The following is a 16,739-nucleotide window of genomic DNA, read 5'->3' as shown; positions in this document are numbered from 1 at the left end:
GCCTGCGGGAAAAGCATGGCAGGCTTATGCGGAGGAGAGGGCCGGCGGGTCAAGCACGGCCGCTAAGCCAGCACCGCCCGCGCATCCGCCGCATCCTGGGCGATGGCGGCCTTCAGCTCCTCCAGCCCGTTGAACTTGGCATCGGCCCGCAGGAAGTGCCGCAGGCGGATGCCGATCTCCTGGCCATAGAGGTCGCCGGACCAGTCGAAGATATAGGTCTCGAGCCGGGTCTGCGGGTCGCCGCCGAGCGTCGGCCGGCGGCCGATGTTGGAGACGCCCTTCACCTCCTGCCCATCCGGCAGCACCACGGTCACCGCATAGACCCCCCGCGCCGGCTCCAGGTAGCGCCCCATCCAGAGGTTGGCGGTCGGCCAGCCCAGCACCCGGCCGAGCTTGTCGCCATGCACCACCTCGCCGCGGATCTCCCAGGGCCGGCCCAGCATCGCCGTCGCCCGCTCGGGGTAGCCATCCTGCAGGGCGCGGCGGATGCGGGTGGAGGAGATGGGGCCCTGGCCATCGACCAGCGGTGGCACCACCGTCAGCCCGATACCCGCGGCCTCGGCCAGCCGGGTCAGGGTGCCGGCATCGCCGCCGCGGCGGTGGCCGAAGGCGAAGTCCTGACCACAGGAAAGATGCACCGCGCCGAGCCCCTCGCGCAGCACCTCGCGGAAGAAGCGCTCGGCGGGCATCGCCGCCAGCTCGGCATCGAAGGGCAGCGCAACCACCAGGGCCGCGCCGAGGTCGCCCAGCGCCGCGGCCTTGGCGGGCAGCAGGGTCAGCCGGAACGGCGGGTCGTCCGGGCGGAAATGCTCGCGCGGATGCGGCTCGAAGGTCAGCACCGCGAGCGGCGCCTCCGGCCGGGCGGCATGGGCGGCGGCCAGCACCGCCCGATGGCCCAGGTGCACCCCATCCATGTTGCCCAGCGCCACGGTGGCGCCGCGCAGCTCCGGCGGAACCCGGCCGGGATGGGTGACGACGATGGGCGGGGTCATGCGGCGGCCGCGGGCAGCGCCGGCACTTCCGCCGTTTCCCCGATGCGGACCGGGGCGCGGCATGTCAGGCTTTGCGACAGAGGGATGGTACCCGGCCCGGGCTGTTGGATGCCGAGCCGCTCGGTGATCCGCCCGGCAGCAGATGGCATGACATCCGCTTCCATATTGGTCGTGCCGAAGCTGGCCTTCATCCCGACCGTCAGGTCTCCGAAACACATGCCATCCGACATCGGCGCGCCGCTCCCGTGGTGCCTGCGGGGTCTAATGGCGCCGGCGCGCCTGGACAAGCGCCGCGCCGTGGCCACAGTGCAAGCCTCCCAGCAGGACGCGCCCCATGCCCCAGACCGATATCGGCACCTCCGACCGTCTCCTCGCCGAGTTGCGTGGCTGGGTGGAGCATGAGACGCCGACCACCGACGCCGGCGCGGTGAATGCCCTGCTGGACCGCTGCCAGGCTGACCTCGCCGGCGTCGGCGCCGCGATCGAACGCCTGCCCGGCCGCGACGGCTATGGCGATACCCTGATCGCCCGCACCCCCGGGGAGGGCGCGCCGCTGGTGGTCGCCGGCCATGTCGATACCGTCTGGGACCATGGCACCCTGGCCAAATCCATGCCCTGGCGGGTCGAGGGCGACCGCGCCCATGGCCCCGGCATCTACGACATGAAGGCCGGCAGCTTCTTCGCCTTCCACTCGGTGCGGGAGATCCTGCGTCAGGGTACGCGGACCAAGCGCCCCATCACCCTGCTGCTCACCCCGGATGAGGAAGTCGGCAGCCCCACCAGCCGCGCGCCCATCGAGGCCGCCGCCCGCGACGCCCGCGCCGTGCTGATCCCCGAGCCAGCCGGCGGCACCCAAGGCGCCTGCGTCACCGGCCGCAAGGGCACCGGTGGCTTCCGCGTCACCATCGAGGGCCGCAGCGCCCATGCCGGCGGCAACTGGTCGGAAGGCCGTAGCGCCGTCGTCGCCATGTCCCGGCTGGTGCTGGCGGTGCATGCGCTGACCGATCTCGACCGGGGCATCACCACCAACGTCGCCCCGGTCTGGGGCGGCACCCGGCCCAATGTCATCCCGCCCGAGGCCGGCTGCCGGATCGACTTCCGTGCCCCGAGCCTGGAAGCGGCCGAGGAGGTGGTCGCCGCCATCCGCGCCTTGGGAGTGGAGGAGGATGGCATCCGCATCACCCTCAAGGGCGGCCTGAACCGCCCACCCTTCCCGGAAACTCCGGCCGGGCTGGCGCTGTTCGAGACGGCGCGCGGGATCGCCGCCCGCCAGGGCTACAACCTGCCCAAGCAGCATCGCGGCGGCGGCTCGGACGGCAATTTCACCGCGGTCATGGGTATCCCGACCCTCGATGGCCTCGGTTGCACCGGCGCCGGGGCGCATGCACCGGAGGAGCATATCCGCTGGGCGGATCTGGCGCCGCGCTGCGCCACCCTGTGCGAGCTGTTGGAAACCCTGGACTAGCTAGAACAGGTCGACCTGATCCCGCGCCAGCAGCAGCGGATAGGCGCGGTCGGCCCGGTTGTTGCCATCCAGCCGGTCGGCGAGGCCATCCAGCCAGCCGGCAAACCAGGCCCGGCCGTAATGGCCGGTATTCGGCAGCGGGTTCTCCACCACGGAGGCGCCAGCCAGAAAGGCCGCCCGGCCCGCGGCATAAAGGTCATCCGTCACCCGGACATTCTCGGGATCGACGCTGATCGGCATGGTCATGTCCTGCTTGCTGGGGCCCCGCGCATCGCGCACCGTGGCCATCATGACACGTCCCGGGGCCGGAACTTTGTTTCCGGCGCCACTTGATGGAGATCGCCATGCCGAAAGCCCTGATCATCGGCGCCGGGGACGGGCTATCCGCATCCCTCGCCCGGCTGCTGTCCCGGAACGGCTATGCGGTGGCGTTGGCTGCCCGCGACACCGCCAAGCTCGCAGCCTTGTCGGCCGAAACCGGGGCCAGCCTGCACCGGACGGATGCGGCCGATGCCGCCGCCGTCGCCGCCCTGTTCGCCACGGAAGGCGATGCCGAGGTGGTGGTCTACAATCCCAGCTACCGTACCCGCGGCCCTATCGCCGAGCTCGATCCGGCTGAAGTCCAGAAGAGCCTGCAGGTGTGCGCCTTCGGAGCCTTCCTCACGGTGCGCGAGGCGGCCCGGCGCATGCTCGCGGCCGGGCGCGGCACCATCCTGCTGACCGGCGCCAGTGCGGGGGTGAAGGGCTTCCCTCTCAGCGCACCTTTCGCCATGGGTAAATTCGCCCTGCGCGGACTGGCCCAGTCGGCCGCGCGGGAACTGCATCCCAAAGGTATCCATGTCGCGCATGTCGTCATCGACGGCGGGATCCGCAGCAGCCGGCGGCCGGAAACCGGCGACGATAACCTGCTCGATCCTAATTCCATCGCGGAGAGCTACCTCCAGCTCATCCAACAACGGCGCGACGCCTGGAGCTGGGAACTGGAACTTCGCCCCTGGGTTGAGAAATTCTGATGCTGTCTCAAATACTCGCGATGACAGGTTTAGCCACCATGAAACGCTGTCAAGCGGGCTTTACCAAACGAAGATGGCCTCGATTTAATCAGTGGTAGAAGACCCCGCCGACTAAACATCGCAGGGATGAAACCCTGTCTGAATGCTAGAAACAGTGAGAAACACCGCAACCAACCAACGATTTCCGTGTTGCTGTCTTTGCCTGTCAATAGTATGTGTTTTGGCCAATCACGTTAGCTGGAGCCTGCGGGATGCGCGTCGCTATCGAGCCTTTCGAGGCTGAGGCTGACACCGAAAATGCTGACTACGCTGCGCTTCGCCTGATGCTGTCCTACGTCGAGGCCGAGTGCCTGCGCATCGGTGCCACGGATGCGGCACGCCATGCAGCTCTGGCCGCTTCGCTCATGCCGCAAACGGCCGCTCCGGCCGCCGCCCATCCTCCCTCGGTGACCCGTCCGCGCAGCGTCCGGCTGCACTGATAAATACATGGCAGCCCCCGGACCGGGAGCTGCCACCGTCAGCCTTCAGGCGTAGCGCCGCGTCGGTACCACCGTCCGCGTCCCCATGCGGGCACCCAGGACCGCCGCTACCGCCCCCAGCAACATCGCCGCGAAGGCCCAGTAGGCTGCCACGGCACCTGCCGTTGCCGCGGCATCGGCAGCCTCGCGCGCCTGCCGCTCGGCCGCCTGCGCCGTTTCCGTCGCCTGCTGCTCGACCTGCTGCAGCCGGCGGGTCGCCTCATCCGGGCTGATGCCATACTCGGCCGCCACCAGATGGCTCAACCGATCACGATCGGCCTGCGGCAAGTTGCCGTCCGTCACGCGGCGGGTCAGCAATTGCCCGATCTCGGCATTGCGCTGGTCGCTGTTCATCTGTGCCGGGTCACCACCGGTCCGCAGCGCCACCTGCGCCCGCTCGATCAGTTGCCGCGGATCCACCTGGCTGGCCATTTGCCCTGCCGGACCGGAGGCCGCGCCGACCGCCTCGCCCGCCGCCCGGGTCACGCCGCCCAGCACCGAGCCCGCGCCCTGCACCGCCGTGCTCGCCGTGCCGGCAACCACGTTGCCCAGCAGCACCGCCGAAAGCAGGTATCCGATCGCCCAGACCGATAGCCCGTGCAGCGCGCTATCCGTGCCATCCGCCGTGCCGGACAGCCGTGCCGCGACATAGCCGCCGGCCAGCAGGCCGATCAGGTTGGCAACCAGCAGCCAAGCCCCGGCGGCGATGCTGAAGTGGCCGGCCTCGGGCGTCGCCGCATGGGTGGCGTCGACCGCGCCGGCGCCGATCGCCACGCCCAGGATCGAGAGCATGGTCCCGACCGCCACGGCGACGACGCCGCCCGCGAGGACCGAGCCCCAGGACATGCGAGGCGGGAGGGCCGGGGCACCTTCAGGCAGGCCAGTGCCCATCGTGCTTTCCGTACCCATGGTTTGTATGGCCAAAGCTCGATCCCCCTTGTGGTTCGCGCAGGGGTGAACGCTGCGTCCCGAACACAGTTCGCGAGGCAAAGCGTGGCGCATCCGCTTTGTGCCTTGCTCCCGCCACACCCCCGGTTCAAACCCGCCCCGCGCCATGGCCCCGGCCTGCGCGTATCCCTTCGCTGAGCCCTTCCCCGGCCTTCCGGCCTTTCGTCTGATGCGGATCCCGCGATGCAGGTCTACCTGCCGATCGCCGAAATGTCGGTGGATGCCCTGTTGCTGGTGGGCATCGGTTTTGGCGTGGGTTGGCTCTCGGGCCTGTTCGGCGTCGGCGGCGGCTTCCTGCTGACGCCCCTGCTGATTCTCATCGGCATACCCGCCCCGGTCGCCGTCGCCTCCGGCGCCAACCAGACCCTGGGTGCTTCCGTCTCGGGTCTCATCGCCCAGTGGCGGCGCGGCAACGTGGACGCCAAGATGGGTGGTGTGCTGCTGGTCGGCGGCGTGCTCGGCTCCCTCGCCGGCGTCCAGCTCTTTGCCCTGCTGCGACGGGTCGGCCAGGTCGACCTGGCCGTCTCGCTGTTCTACGTCGTCGTCCTCGGCACCGTCGGTGCGCTGATGGTGATGGAAAGCCTGCGCGCCATCCTTCGCCGCCGCAGCGCGGTGAAGCGCAAGCTGCACGAGCATTTCTGGATGCACGGCCTGCCGCTGAAGATGCGGTTCCGCAAGTCGCGGCTCTATATCTCGGTCATACCGCCCTTCCTGGTCGGCTTCGGCATCGGCGTGCTCTCGGCCGTCATGGGTGTCGGCGGAGGCTTCATGCTGGTGCCGGCGATGATCTACCTGCTTGGCATGCCGACCTCGGTGGTCATCGGGACCTCGCTGTTCCAGGTCGTCTTCGTCGCCGCCAATGTCACCATGCTGCAGGCGGTCCAGCTCGGCACGGTGGATATCCTGCTGACCATGCTGCTGCTGCTGGGCGGCGTGGCCGGGGCGCAGTTCGGCGCCGCCATGGGGACCAAGCTGCGTGGCGAAGAGACCCGGGCCCTGCTTGGCCTGCTGGTCCTGTCGGTCGCGCTCAGCCTGCTCTGGGGCCTGTTGCGGACCCCGGCGAACCTGTTCAGCAGCGGCCCCGCGCTGTGATCCCCTGGGCGAGCCGCTGGCTCCTCGTCCTGCTGCTGCTGGCCGCTCCGGCCGGCCGGGCCGCCGCGCAGGATGCCCCGCTGGTGGTTGCCCTTTCGCAGACCGCGGTCGAGGTGACCACGGGCTTCACCGGCGCCTCCCTCATGGTCTTCGGCAGCACCGAGGCCCCGATCGGCCCGGGTGGCGACGAGATCCTGGTGGTCGCCCGCGGCCCGACCCGGCCGGTCGTCGTGCGCCGCAAGGTGCCGGTCGCCGGCATCATCTGGGTCAACGGCCCCTCCGCCCGCTTCGCGGAGGTGCCTGGCTTCTACTTCATCGCCGGCAGCCGCCCCGCCTGGCAGCTGCTGCCCGAGGAGGAGCGCCAACGGAACAGCCTCGGCCTGGATAGCCTGCCGCTGACCAGCACCGGCGCCCGCTCCCCGGCCTTCCGTGCCGCCTTGCTCGGCCTCGAAAGCACCAGCGGGCTCTGGCTGGAGGATACCTCCGCCATCGAGATCGCCGGCAGCCGCCTGTTCCATGCCCGGCTGCCGCTGCCCGCCGCGGTGCCGACGGGCGACTACAAGGTGGAAGTCCTGCTGGTCCGCTCCCGACGGATCGTCGCCCGACAGGAACTCGCCTTCCGGGTGGACCGGGTCGGCACCGCCGACCGCATCGCCACCGTCGCGGAGGACCTGCCTTTCGTCTATGGTCTGGCCTGCATCATATTCGCCGCGCTCGCCGGCTGGCTGGGCAGCGTCCTGTTCCGGAGGGGTTGATGAGCGAGACCAGGGAACAGCAGGAAGCCGCGAGCAAGCGCGACCGCGTCTTCCTGGTCATGGTGGACGACAGCCCGGAACGCGCCGTAGCGCTCCGTTATGCCTGCCTCCGCGCCCGCAACGGCGGCGGCCGGCTGATGCTGCTGCGGGTGATCGAACCCGAGGGCATGACCGAATGGGCCGGCGTCGGCGCCATGATGGCCGAGGAACGGCGGGAGGAGGCGGAGAAGCTGCTCTCCGGCCTTGCCGCTCAGGTGAACGAGGTGACCGGCGGCCTGCCGATCCTGATGATCCGTGAGGGCCAGGCGCGGGACGAGTTGCTGGCGCTGCTCGAGGAGGATCCGCGGATTTCCATCCTGGTGCTCGCCTCCTCCTCCACCGGCGGCGGGCCGGGGCCATTGATCGCGGCGCTGACCGGGCGCTACGCCTCGAGCGTACGGGTACCGATGACCATCGTGCCCGGCAATCTCGACGACAAGGAAATGGAACGCGTCACCTGACGCGCTGCCTCTGACGCAGGCAGCCAAGGCGGGGGGTGCCGGCGGCTTGGGCTGAACCGGCTTGGCAGCGCCTGGAACTGCGGCCATGGGCCTTGCATACGCCGCGCCCGGCCGGGCAGCCTTCGGTGCATGACCGAAGCAACCCTGCAGACGCCGACCCTGGCCCCGCCTGCCCTGCGCCTGGCGCGCGGCATGGTCGCCGGCCTGCGCCGGGTCGTCGATCTCACGCTGATCCTGCTGCTGGCGCTGATGGTCGGCATCGTCTTCGTCCAGGTCGTCGCCCGCTATGTCTTCAACCAGTCCATCCCCGGCGCGGATGAGGCGGCGACCTTCGCGCAGATCTGGATGGTGCTGCTCGGCGCCGGCTATGCCATGCGCCAGCGGCTGCATGTCTCCATCGAGTTGGTGATCGAGCGGTTGCCGGTCGTCATGGCGCGGCTGCTGCTGATCCCGGTCTCCGGCCTCTGCCTCTGGTTCCTCTGGGTGGTGTTCCAGGGCGGGCTGCAGCTGATGCAGGTGGGGTCCTGGCAGACCAGCCCCGGGCTGCAGGTGCCGATGGACATCCCCTATGCGATGATTCCGATCGGCTCGGCCTATTTCGCGCTGGAAGCCGGCCTGGCCTTCGGCGCGGTAATCCTCGGCCTGGAGAAGGTTACCACCGGCGGCGGCGTGAGGGTGGACTGATGGGTCTCACCTTCGGCTCCTTCACCCTACTGCTGGTCGCCGGCGCGCCGATGGTCTTCGTCCTCGGCGTCGCCGCAGCACTCACCCTGGTGGTCGCCACCGAGGTGCCGATGGTGGTGGTCGCCCAGCGGCTCTACAACGGGCTCGACAGCTTCCCGCTGATGGCCATCCCCTTCTTCATCCTCTCCGGCCTCATCATGGAACATGGCGGGCTGGCCAAGGCGATCGTCGGGCTGGCGGCGGCCCTGGTCGGCTGGGTGCGCGGCAGCCTGTTCATGGTGGCGACCGTCACCTCCACCTTCCTCTCGGGCATCTCCGGCAGCGGCAGCGCGGATACCGCCGCCGTCTCCTCGATATTACTGCCGGAAATGCGGCGGCGCGGCTACGACATCGACTATTCCGTCGCGGTGGTCGCGGCTGCCGGCGCCCTCGGGCCGATCATCCCGCCCTCCATCATCATGGTCGTGCTGGCCATGGTCTGCGACCTCTCGGTCGGCGCCATGTTCCTCGGCGGCATCATCCCGGGGCTGATCGCCTCGCTTGGGCTGATGGTGACCCACTACCTCTACGCCAGCCGCGACCCGGCCCGCTACACGGATACCCAGCCCTTCAGCCTGCCCCGGCTGCGCACCGCCTTCATCCAGGCGATCCCGGCGCTGGTGCTGCCGGTCATCATCGTCGGCGGCATCGTCGGCGGGGTGGTGACGCCGACCGAGGCGGGGGTGCTGGCGGTCGCCGCCGGCCTCGCCATCGACCTGCTGATCTACAAGGAGCTGAAGCTCTCGGCCCTACCGGACCTGATGCTGCGTACCGTCGGCATCTCGGCCGCGGTGATGATCATCGTCGGCACCTCCTCGATCTTCGCCTGGCTGGTCGCCATCCAGAACGTGCCGGAGATGATCGCCGGCTGGTTCGATGCCGCGGGCGGCAGCCAGGTGCTGTTCCTGCTGATGGTCAACCTGCTGATGCTGTTCGTCGGCATGTGCTTCGAGGAAATCTCGGCACTGCTGATCCTGATGCCGGTGCTGATGCCCGTCGCCATCAAGCTCGGCATCGACCCACTGCATTTCGGGCTGATCATGTCCATCAACCTCAGCATCGGGTTGGTCGCGCCACCCTACGGCATCTGCATGTTCGTCGCCTGCGCGGTGGCGCGGCGGCCGGTCGGCGCCGTGGCCCGGGTGATCTGGATCCCGCTGATCCCGCTCGTGCTGGTGCTGATGCTTTGTACCTACGTGCCTTCGGTCGTGCTCTGGCTGCCGCGGGCCTTGCTGTGATGGGGACAACCATGGACCGATTGACCCGCCGCGCCCTTGGCGCCGGCCTGACCGCCGCCTGGATCGCCCGTCCCGCAATGGCCCAGACCATGCAGCTGCGCGCCGCCCATACCAATGCGATCGGCGAGGTCCAGGACGAGGGCCTACGCTTCATGGACCGCCGGCTGCGGGAGATCACCGGCGGCAAGCTCGGCCTGCAAATCTTTCCCAATGGCCAGCTCGGCAACGAGCTCCCGATGGTCGAGGGCGTGGCGCTCGGCACCATCGACCTCGCCGTGCCCTCCCACGCCGCCTTCGCCAATTTCGTCAAGGAGTACCAGCTCCTCGACATGCCCTTCCTGATCCGCGACTACGGCCATCTGGCCCGCGTCGCCGGCACCCCGGCCATCGCCCAATTGGCGACGGCGGCCCAGGCGCGCGGCTTCCGGGTTCTCGGGCTCTATTCCTCCGGCGTGCGGCACCTGATGACCCGTGACGCGGTCACCACCATGGCCGAGCTGCGCGGCAAGAAGATCCGCACCCAGCAGAACCCGGTGCATGTCGCCGCCTTCAACGCCTTCGGCGCCAATGCCACGCCGCTGGCCTATGGCGAGCTCTACAGCGCCATCCAGGTCGGCGTCGTCGATGGCGCCGAGGCCGCCTATACCAACTTCGTCGCGCAGAAATTTTTCGAAGTCGCCAAGTACTGGACCACCGTCGGCTGGCTGAGCCTGACAGCGCCGGTTGTGCTGTCCGAACGCAAGTTTCAGTCGCTGACCCCTGACTTGCGCAATGCGCTGATGCAGGCCGGCGAGGAAAGCGCCGTCTTCGAGCGTCAATTCGTGGTGGACGGCGAGGCCAGGCTGGTCGAGGAGGTCCGCGCCCGCGGCGTCACCATCACCGACCCCGACAAGGCCCCCTTCCAGGCCGCAGCCCGCCCCCTCTATGACCGCTTCCTCCAGACCGCGGCCGACAAGGCCCGGCTGAAGCTGGTGCAGGAGACCGCCTGATGGGTGCCGGCCTCGCCTTCTGGCGCGCCGCCGCCGCGAACCGCGGCTTGGGCATCCGGGAGTTGGAACCGGCGATCGGGGTCGAGATCACCGGGCTGGACCTGATGGCCCCGGCCGATCCCGAGATCACCGCCATCCTCCGCGGCGCCGTGGTGGAACGCACCCTGCTGCTGATCCGCGGCCAGGACCATCTGACGCCGGCCGGCTACCTCGGCTTCGCCCGGCACTTCGGCGAGGACATGGATCTGCACAGCCGGCGCGACCTCTGCCACCGCGACCACCATGAGATCTTCGTCGTCGGCAACGTGGTGGAGGACGGCAAGCCGGCCGGTGCCCCCAAGGTCGGGCTTAACTGGCACACCGACCATTACCACCTGGAACACGCGGCGCTTTTCACCTTCCTCCATGCCATCAGCATCCCGCCGGTGGCCGGGGAGACGAAATACGCCAATGGCATCGCCGCCTATGAAGCCCTGCCGGAGGCGACCCGCCAGCGCATCGGCAGCCTCAAGGTCCTGCATAGCCGCGCCCGGCTGTACCGGGAGCTCTTCCCCGACGCCACCGAGGAGCAATGCCAGGCCGAGGCCGCCCGCTTTCCCGACGTGATCCACCCCCTGGTCCGCACCCACCCGGAATCCGGCCGGCGCGGCTTGTACCTGGGCGGCGAATGGGGATCCGAGATCCTCGGCCTGCCGCCCGAGGAAGGCCAGGCGCTATTCGCCGAACTGCTGGCGCATATGATCCAGCCGCCGTTCGTCCATGAGCACCACTGGCAGGCCGGCGACGTGCTGATGAGCGACAACCGCTGCAGCCTGCACCGGGCCACCGAATGGGACGAGGGCAAGTACAGCCGCCGTCTCCATAGGCTGATCCTGTTGGACGACCGCCGCCCGGAGTAGGCCGCCGCAGCAGGGCTTGGCGCCCGGGCCTCGGCGGGTTTAGCTTCCGGCCACGGCCTGGGAAGGAAAAACCGCCAATGTCCCTCAATGCCCTCAGCGGCCCCCGCATCAAGCAGCTCAGCGAGGCCGGCGCCCCCTACGAGACCATCCAGCTCGACAAGCTGACGCCGGTCATCGGCGCCGAGATCAGCGGCGTGAACCTCGGCGGCCCCATCTCGAACCGGCAGATGGACGAAATCCACCGCGCCCTGGCCGAGAACCTGGTCATCTTCTTCCGCGACCAGCACATGAGCCAGGAGCAGCATCTGGATTTCGGCCGCCAGTTCGGCCCGCTCCACCTGCACCCCGCCGCCCCGAGCGAGCCCGGCCACCCCGAGCTGATGATCATCAAGGCCGATGCCAATTCGGTCCGTGCCAATGGCGAGGGCTGGCATTCCGACGTTTCCTGCGACGAGGAGCCGCCGCTGGGCTCCATCCTCTATATCAAGGAATGCCCACCGGCCGGCGGCGACACGCTGTTCGCCAGCATGTACGCGGCCTATGAGGCGCTGTCGGACCGGATGAAGACCTATCTCGCCGGCCTCACCGCCGTGCATGACGGGGAGCACGTCTATCGCGGCATGTTCGCCAACGACGGCGTGGCGGACAAGGCGCGCTATCCGCGGGCGGAACACCCGGTGATCCGTACCCATCCGGTGACGGGCCGCAAGGCGCTGTACGTGAACAAGGGCTTCACCACCCGCATCCTCGGCATCCCGGTGGACGAGAGCGAGGGCATCCTCCGCTACCTCTATGAGCACATGGAAAACCCGCTGTTCCAGTGCCGCTTCCGTTGGCAGGCCAATTCGGTCGCCTTCTGGGACAACCGCTGCGCCCAGCACCGGGCGATGTGGGACTACTGGCCGAACCGCCGCTACGGCAACCGCGTCACGGTCAAGGGCGCCCGGCCGGTCTGACCCAGCCCATGCTCCTGACCCAGCCTGGGCTCACGGATCGCCGCATCCTGCTGATCGTCTCCGGCAGCATCAGCGCCTACAAGGCGCTGGAGCTGACCCGGCTGCTGCGCAAGGCGGGCGCCGCCGTCACCGGCGTGCTGACCGCCGGCGGTGCCCGCTTCGTCACCCGCGAAGCCCTGGCCGGCATCACCGGCCAGAGGGTGCATGACGACCTCTGGGCCGCGGAAGCCGAGATCGGCCATATCCGCCTGGCCCGGATGCCGGATGCGGTGGTGGTCGCCCCCGCCTCCGCCGACCTGCTGGCCAAGATGGCGCATGGGCTGGCCGATGACCTGGCGAGCACCATCCTGCTGGCGACCCGTGCCCCGGTGCTGGTGGCGCCGGCGATGAACCCCGCCATGTGGGACCACCCGGCGACACGGGCGAATATGGCCGCGCTACGCGCCCGTGGCGTCGCGGTGGTCGGCCCCGGCACCGGTGCCATGGCCGAGCCCGAAAGCGGCCCCGGCCGGCTGGCCGAACCCGACGAGATCTTCGCCGCCGTTGCCAGCCTCCTGACCCCGGCGTCCCGCCCCCTGGCTGGCCGCCACGCCCTTGTCACCTCCGGCCCGACGCATGAACCGATCGACCCGGTCCGCTACATCGCCAATCGCAGCAGCGGCAAGCAGGGCCATGCGATCGCCGCCGCGCTGGCCGCGCTGGGCGCCAAGGTCACCCTCGTCTCCGGCCCGGTGACCGTGCCGGACCCACCGGGCGTGACCGTCAGGCGCATCGAATCCGCGCGGGAGATGCTGGCCGCCTGCGAAGCCGCCCTGCCGGCCGATATCGCGATCATGGCCGCCGCCGTCGCGGATTGGCGTGTCGCCCGCGAAGCCACGCAGAAGCTGAAGAAGGAACCCGGGGCCGATGCGCCGACCCTGACCATGGCGCTGAACCCCGATATCCTCGCCGCTCTGTCCCGCCATGCCCAGCGTCCCGGCCTCGTCGTCGGCTTCGCGGCGGAGACGGAAAAGGTGGTGGAACATGCAACGGCCAAGCGTCTCCGCAAGGGCTGCGACTGGATCGTCGCCAACGACGTCTCGGGCGATGTCATGGGCGGCGACGTGAACCGGATTCATCTCATCACCGCCGCCGGGGTGGAGGATTGGCCGGAAATGCCCAAAGGCGCCGTGGCCGAACGCCTTGCCACCCGCATCGCGGCAGCCCTGGGCTGAGACGCAGTCGTCTCAAAAAGTCATGGGCCGCCATGGCGAAAGGAACAGGAAACACTTATCCGCGAGTTTGGCTTCAGCGCGGGACCCATTCCGGTAGAAATGGTTAACCCCACGCCCCCGCCCGAAGCCCTCGCGCCGGAAGCCTGTTTCATGGTCCAGTTGCTGGTTACCCGCCTTCGCCGTTGGCTGACCTATCGGCCGGAACGCCGATACATGCGCGGCCGCGCCTGAGCCAGACCTCAGTCCTCCAGCATATCCCGCATCCAGGTCTCGCCTTCGGCCGGCAGGTTGTGCCAGGCGGCATCGGCGGACACGCGCGTGACGGTCAACACCACATCGGGTGCATCTTCCTTCTTCAGCGCCCGCAGCAGGTGGTCGCGCAGGTAGCTGGGGGAGACCCCGGTCGCCACCATTGTGGCTCTGGGGGTAATCGGCCAGTGCTCGGGGGCGATCTCGAAGATCGCCTCAAAGAACACCTTCTCCGCCGCCGCCGGCGCAGTGCCGAGGTCATGCAGGACGAGGCAGAGCGACATCGCTTTCAACGCTCCTTAAACCGGATGCAGATGGCTGACCGCAGCACCGGTTTCCGCGGCTACCGCTTCGGCGACCAGGGTCCGATGACAGTGCTGCGGATCCGCCTCCAGGCATAGCAGACAGATTGTTTCACGTCCCGTACGTTCAGCCAGCCCTGCCAAGGCCGCCTGCGCTTCCAGGCCGGTGAGATGAGCGCCGAAGATGCGCCGCATCTCGGCCGGGCGTCCAGCCCGTACCGCCGCCCTGCCCTCGGCGGGCGTGCCCAATGCCTTCAGATGCGCATAGCCGATCCCCGCTTCCGCCAATGCGGCGGAAAGCGCCGTCTTGGCAAAGCCGGGTCGCCGGCTATTCGCCAGCGCCCGGACATCCACCAGGGTCGCCACACCCGCCTCGCGCAGGGTCCCGATCAGCCGCGCCGGCGTCGCACCTTCGTAGCCGATGGTGAACAGTGGCGGCACCACCAGGCTCAGCGCGCGATCGCGGCATGCGCCGCCAGGCAGGCCATGTCCATCAACTGCGTCACGCTGGCATCCATCGGCACGATCTGCACCGGCCGGGACAGCCCCATCAGCAGCGGCCCGATCGCCGTGCCGCTGGTCAGCCGCGGCACCGCCTTGGTCAGGATATGGGCGGCATGCAGGCCCGGCATGATCAGCACGTTGGCTGGTCCGGTCAGCCGGCAGAAGGGATAGAGCCGCGCCCGCAGCTCCGGGTCCAGCGCCACGTCGGCCGCCATCTCGCCGTCGTACTCGAAATCGACCTTGCGCTCGTCGAGCAGCTTCACCGCCTCCCGCAGGCTGCCCGGGATATGGCCCTTGGGGTCGCCGAAGGTGGAGAAGGACAGGAAGGCGACCCGCGGCTCATGCCCCAGGCGGCGGGCGGCGGCGGCGGATTGCACCGCGATCTCCGCCAGGGTCGCCGCGTCCGGCCGTTCATGGATGGCGGTATCCGCCACGAAGACCGTTCCCGAAACCCGCGCCAGCAGCAAGGTCAGCCCGAACATCACCCCATCCGGCGCCGGGTCGATCGCGGTGGTGATCCCCTCCAGCGCCACCGCATAGCTGCGGGTCACGCCGGTGACGACGGCATCGGCATCGCCCAGCGCCAGCATGCAGCCGGCGAAGACGTTGCGGTCCTGGTTCACCAGCCGCTGGCAGTCCCGCAGCAGGAAGCCCTCGCGCTGCCGGCGGGCATAAAGGTATTCGGCGTAGCGGCGGTTGCTGTCCGAATTGCGCGCGTTGCGGATGGTGATCCCCTCCGGCAGCGGCACGCCGAGCGTCAGCAGCGTCGCGCGGATCCGATCCTCCCGCCCGACCAGCACGGGCGAGCCGTAGCCCGAATTGTGGAAGGCGATGGCGGCGCGGATAACCTTCTCCTCCTCGCCCTCGGCGAAGACCACGGTGCGCGGATTGGCCCGCACCCGCTCGGTGATCAGCTCCATCGCATTGGCCGTCGCATCCAGCCGTCCGGCCAGGGCGCGGGCATATTTGCCGAGGTCGGCGATCGGCTTGCGCGCCACGCCGCTGGCGATGGCCGCCTTGGCCACGGCGACCGGCACGCGGGAGATCAGCCGGGGGTCGAAGGCATTGGGAATGATGTATTCCGGGCCGAAGCGCAGCGAGGTTCCGGCACCGGCGCCGGCGGTATTCACCTCCTCCGGCACATCCTCCCGCGCCAGCATGGCCAGGGACTCGGCCGCAGCCACCTTCATCGCGTCGTTGATGGTGCTGGCCCGAACGTCCAGCGCGCCGCGGAAGATGAAGGGGAAGCCAAGGACGTTGTTCACCTGGTTCGGGTAGTCGCTGCGGCCCGTCGCGATGATGCAGTCCGGCCGCACCGCCTTGGCTTCCTCGGGCGTGATCTCGGGGTCCGGATTGGCCATGGCGAAGATGATGGGCTTGTCGGCCATCGCCCGCAGCATCTCGGGCGTGACGGCGCCCTTCACCGAGAGGCCGAAGAAGCAGTCGGCGCCGGCCAGCGCCTGGGACAGGGTGCGGGCTTCGGTATCGACCGCATGGGCCGACTTCCACTGGTTCATGCCCTCGGTGCGGCCGCGATAGACCACGCCCTTGGTGTCGCACATGATGACGTTGCGCGGCGTCACGCCCATCGCCTTCATCAGCTCGGCGCAGGCGACCGCCGCGGCCCCGGCGCCGTTGATGACGATGGTGGTGTCCTTCAGGTTGCGCCCGGTCAGGTGAACCGCGTTCAGCAGCCCGGCGGCGGCGACGATGGCGGTGCCATGCTGGTCGTCATGGAAGACCGGGATGTCCATCATCTCGCGCAGCCGCTGCTCGATGACGAAACACTCGGGCGCCTTGATGTCCTCGAGGTTGATGCCGCCGAAGCTCGGGCCGAGGTAGCGGACCGCATTGACGAAGGCGTCCACGTCCTCGGTGTCGATGCAGAGGTCGATGCCGTCCACGTCGGCGAAGCGCTTGAAGAGGGCGACCTTGCCCTCCATCACCGGTTTGCTCGCCAGCGCGCCCAGGTTGCCGAGGCCCAGCACCGCCGTGCCATTCGACACCACAGCAACGAAATTGCCCTTGGATGTATAGTCATAGGCCAAGGACGGATCGCGGGCGATATGCAAGCAGGGCTCCGCCACCCCGGGCGAATAGGCGAGCGACAAATCGCGTGCGGTGATCAGCGGCTTGGAGAGCCGGATCTCCAGCTTGCCAGGCCGCCCTTCGGCATGCAGTGCCAGCGCCTCCTCCGGGGTGACCCGCGCGGTGCGCACATCCGCCAGCGAAATTGGGGGCATGGTGCCCTTGTGCGCGTCGTCCATACTCGTCTTCGTCCCTTCGGTCGGTCCTGGCGGCGCGGGGCCTGCCTTCGGTAAACCGCCAGTGTCGCAGCCATGCGACAAATGGGAAAGACTGCGGCTTCGCGGCTGCGAAGGG

General features: G+C 69.1%; 19 protein-coding genes. 12 read left to right on the top strand and 7 right to left on the bottom strand.

What is annotated here, in order from left to right:
* Window positions 1-62: 62 nt before the first annotated feature.
* Together AC0IW9_RS13265 and AC0IW9_RS13260 are read right to left on the bottom strand one after the other, a co-directional pair.
* Window positions 63-992 (bottom strand): bifunctional riboflavin kinase/FAD synthetase, encoded by a 930-nt coding sequence (locus AC0IW9_RS13265; protein ID WP_471648732.1) that lies wholly within the window; start codon window positions 990-992, stop codon window positions 63-65.
* Complete coding sequence (locus AC0IW9_RS13260) at window positions 989-1,222, bottom strand: hotdog family protein (protein ID WP_471648731.1); 234 nt, start codon at window positions 1,220-1,222, stop codon at window positions 989-991. Before AC0IW9_RS13260 ends, AC0IW9_RS13265 begins: the two co-directional genes overlap by 4 nt.
* A 104-nt stretch (window positions 1,223-1,326) precedes the next feature.
* Here AC0IW9_RS13260 and AC0IW9_RS13255 point away from each other — a divergent pair, with 104 nt between their 5' ends.
* Window positions 1,327-2,457 carry a M20 family metallopeptidase gene (locus AC0IW9_RS13255; RefSeq protein ID WP_471648730.1) on the top strand — a complete coding sequence of 377 codons (1,131 nt, stop codon included), beginning with the start codon at window positions 1,327-1,329 and terminating at the stop codon, window positions 2,455-2,457.
* On the opposite strand, the gene AC0IW9_RS13250 is transcribed toward AC0IW9_RS13255, so the two are convergent.
* Window positions 2,458-2,748 (bottom strand): hypothetical protein, encoded by a 291-nt coding sequence (locus AC0IW9_RS13250; protein WP_471648729.1) that lies wholly within the window; start codon window positions 2,746-2,748, stop codon window positions 2,458-2,460. It lies immediately after the preceding gene.
* Between the two features lie 53 nt (window positions 2,749-2,801).
* Here AC0IW9_RS13250 and AC0IW9_RS13245 point away from each other — a divergent pair, with 53 nt between their 5' ends.
* Window positions 2,802-3,470 carry an SDR family NAD(P)-dependent oxidoreductase gene (locus AC0IW9_RS13245; RefSeq protein ID WP_471648728.1) on the top strand — a complete coding sequence of 223 codons (669 nt, stop codon included), beginning with the start codon at window positions 2,802-2,804 and terminating at the stop codon, window positions 3,468-3,470.
* Between the two features lie 251 nt (window positions 3,471-3,721).
* Window positions 3,722-3,949 (top strand): hypothetical protein, encoded by a 228-nt coding sequence (locus AC0IW9_RS13240; protein WP_471648727.1) that lies wholly within the window; start codon window positions 3,722-3,724, stop codon window positions 3,947-3,949.
* Between the two features lie 45 nt (window positions 3,950-3,994).
* On the opposite strand, the gene AC0IW9_RS13235 is transcribed toward AC0IW9_RS13240, so the two are convergent.
* On the bottom strand, window positions 3,995-4,879 hold the full coding sequence (locus tag AC0IW9_RS13235) for a hypothetical protein (protein WP_471648726.1): 885 nt from the start codon (window positions 4,877-4,879) through the stop codon (window positions 3,995-3,997).
* Window positions 4,880-5,119: 240 nt separating this feature from the next.
* Between AC0IW9_RS13235 and AC0IW9_RS13230 the strand changes: the two genes are divergently transcribed.
* The 9 genes from AC0IW9_RS13230 (at window position 5,120) to coaBC (ending at window position 13,302) form a co-directional block, all read left to right on the top strand.
* Window positions 5,120-6,028 carry a sulfite exporter TauE/SafE family protein gene (locus AC0IW9_RS13230; RefSeq protein ID WP_471648725.1) on the top strand — a complete coding sequence of 303 codons (909 nt, stop codon included), beginning with the start codon at window positions 5,120-5,122 and terminating at the stop codon, window positions 6,026-6,028.
* Entirely contained in the window at window positions 6,025-6,783 is a 759-nt protein-coding gene (locus AC0IW9_RS13225) for a TIGR02186 family protein (protein WP_471648724.1), read from the top strand. The genes AC0IW9_RS13230 and AC0IW9_RS13225 overlap by 4 nt, the downstream gene beginning before the upstream one ends.
* Entirely contained in the window at window positions 6,783-7,283 is a 501-nt protein-coding gene (locus AC0IW9_RS13220) for a universal stress protein (RefSeq protein ID WP_471648723.1), read from the top strand. Before AC0IW9_RS13225 ends, AC0IW9_RS13220 begins: the two co-directional genes overlap by 1 nt.
* Window positions 7,284-7,412: 129 nt before the next feature.
* Entirely contained in the window at window positions 7,413-7,967 is a 555-nt protein-coding gene (locus AC0IW9_RS13215; RefSeq protein WP_471648722.1) for a TRAP transporter small permease, read from the top strand.
* Window positions 7,967-9,244 (top strand): TRAP transporter large permease, encoded by a 1,278-nt coding sequence (locus AC0IW9_RS13210; protein ID WP_471648721.1) that lies wholly within the window; start codon window positions 7,967-7,969, stop codon window positions 9,242-9,244. Before AC0IW9_RS13215 ends, AC0IW9_RS13210 begins: the two co-directional genes overlap by 1 nt.
* Window positions 9,245-9,255: 11 nt before the next feature.
* Window positions 9,256-10,233 (top strand): TRAP transporter substrate-binding protein, encoded by a 978-nt coding sequence (locus AC0IW9_RS13205; protein ID WP_471648720.1) that lies wholly within the window; start codon window positions 9,256-9,258, stop codon window positions 10,231-10,233.
* On the top strand, window positions 10,233-11,132 hold the full coding sequence (locus AC0IW9_RS13200; RefSeq protein WP_471648719.1) for a TauD/TfdA dioxygenase family protein: 900 nt from the start codon (window positions 10,233-10,235) through the stop codon (window positions 11,130-11,132). The genes AC0IW9_RS13205 and AC0IW9_RS13200 overlap by 1 nt, the downstream gene beginning before the upstream one ends.
* A gap of 77 nt (window positions 11,133-11,209) precedes the next feature.
* Window positions 11,210-12,088, top strand: a complete 879-nt coding sequence (locus AC0IW9_RS13195; RefSeq protein WP_471648718.1) for a TauD/TfdA dioxygenase family protein — start codon at window positions 11,210-11,212, stop codon at window positions 12,086-12,088.
* A gap of 8 nt (window positions 12,089-12,096) precedes the next feature.
* Window positions 12,097-13,302, top strand: a complete 1,206-nt coding sequence (gene coaBC, locus AC0IW9_RS13190) for a bifunctional phosphopantothenoylcysteine decarboxylase/phosphopantothenate--cysteine ligase CoaBC (protein WP_471648717.1) — start codon at window positions 12,097-12,099, stop codon at window positions 13,300-13,302.
* Between the two features lie 239 nt (window positions 13,303-13,541).
* Here the strand turns inward: coaBC and AC0IW9_RS13185 are convergent, their stop codons facing one another.
* Genes AC0IW9_RS13185 through AC0IW9_RS13175 form a run of 3 tightly spaced genes read right to left on the bottom strand, consistent with a single transcriptional unit; the run spans window position 13,542 to window position 16,624 of the window.
* Window positions 13,542-13,835: a hypothetical protein gene (locus tag AC0IW9_RS13185; RefSeq protein WP_471648716.1), complete on the bottom strand. Its 294-nt coding sequence runs from the start codon at window positions 13,833-13,835 to the stop codon at window positions 13,542-13,544.
* 15 nt (window positions 13,836-13,850) lie between these two features.
* Complete coding sequence (locus AC0IW9_RS13180) at window positions 13,851-14,294, bottom strand: DUF488 domain-containing protein (RefSeq protein WP_471648715.1); 444 nt, start codon at window positions 14,292-14,294, stop codon at window positions 13,851-13,853.
* Between the two features lie 8 nt (window positions 14,295-14,302).
* Entirely contained in the window at window positions 14,303-16,624 is a 2,322-nt protein-coding gene (locus AC0IW9_RS13175) for an NADP-dependent malic enzyme (RefSeq protein ID WP_471648714.1), read from the bottom strand.
* Window positions 16,625-16,739 lie beyond the last annotated feature (115 nt).

This window comes from Belnapia sp. AC561 (assembly GCF_979252845.1).
Note: the sequence above shows the minus strand (reverse complement) of the source record. Positions and strands in the feature narration are given on the sequence as shown.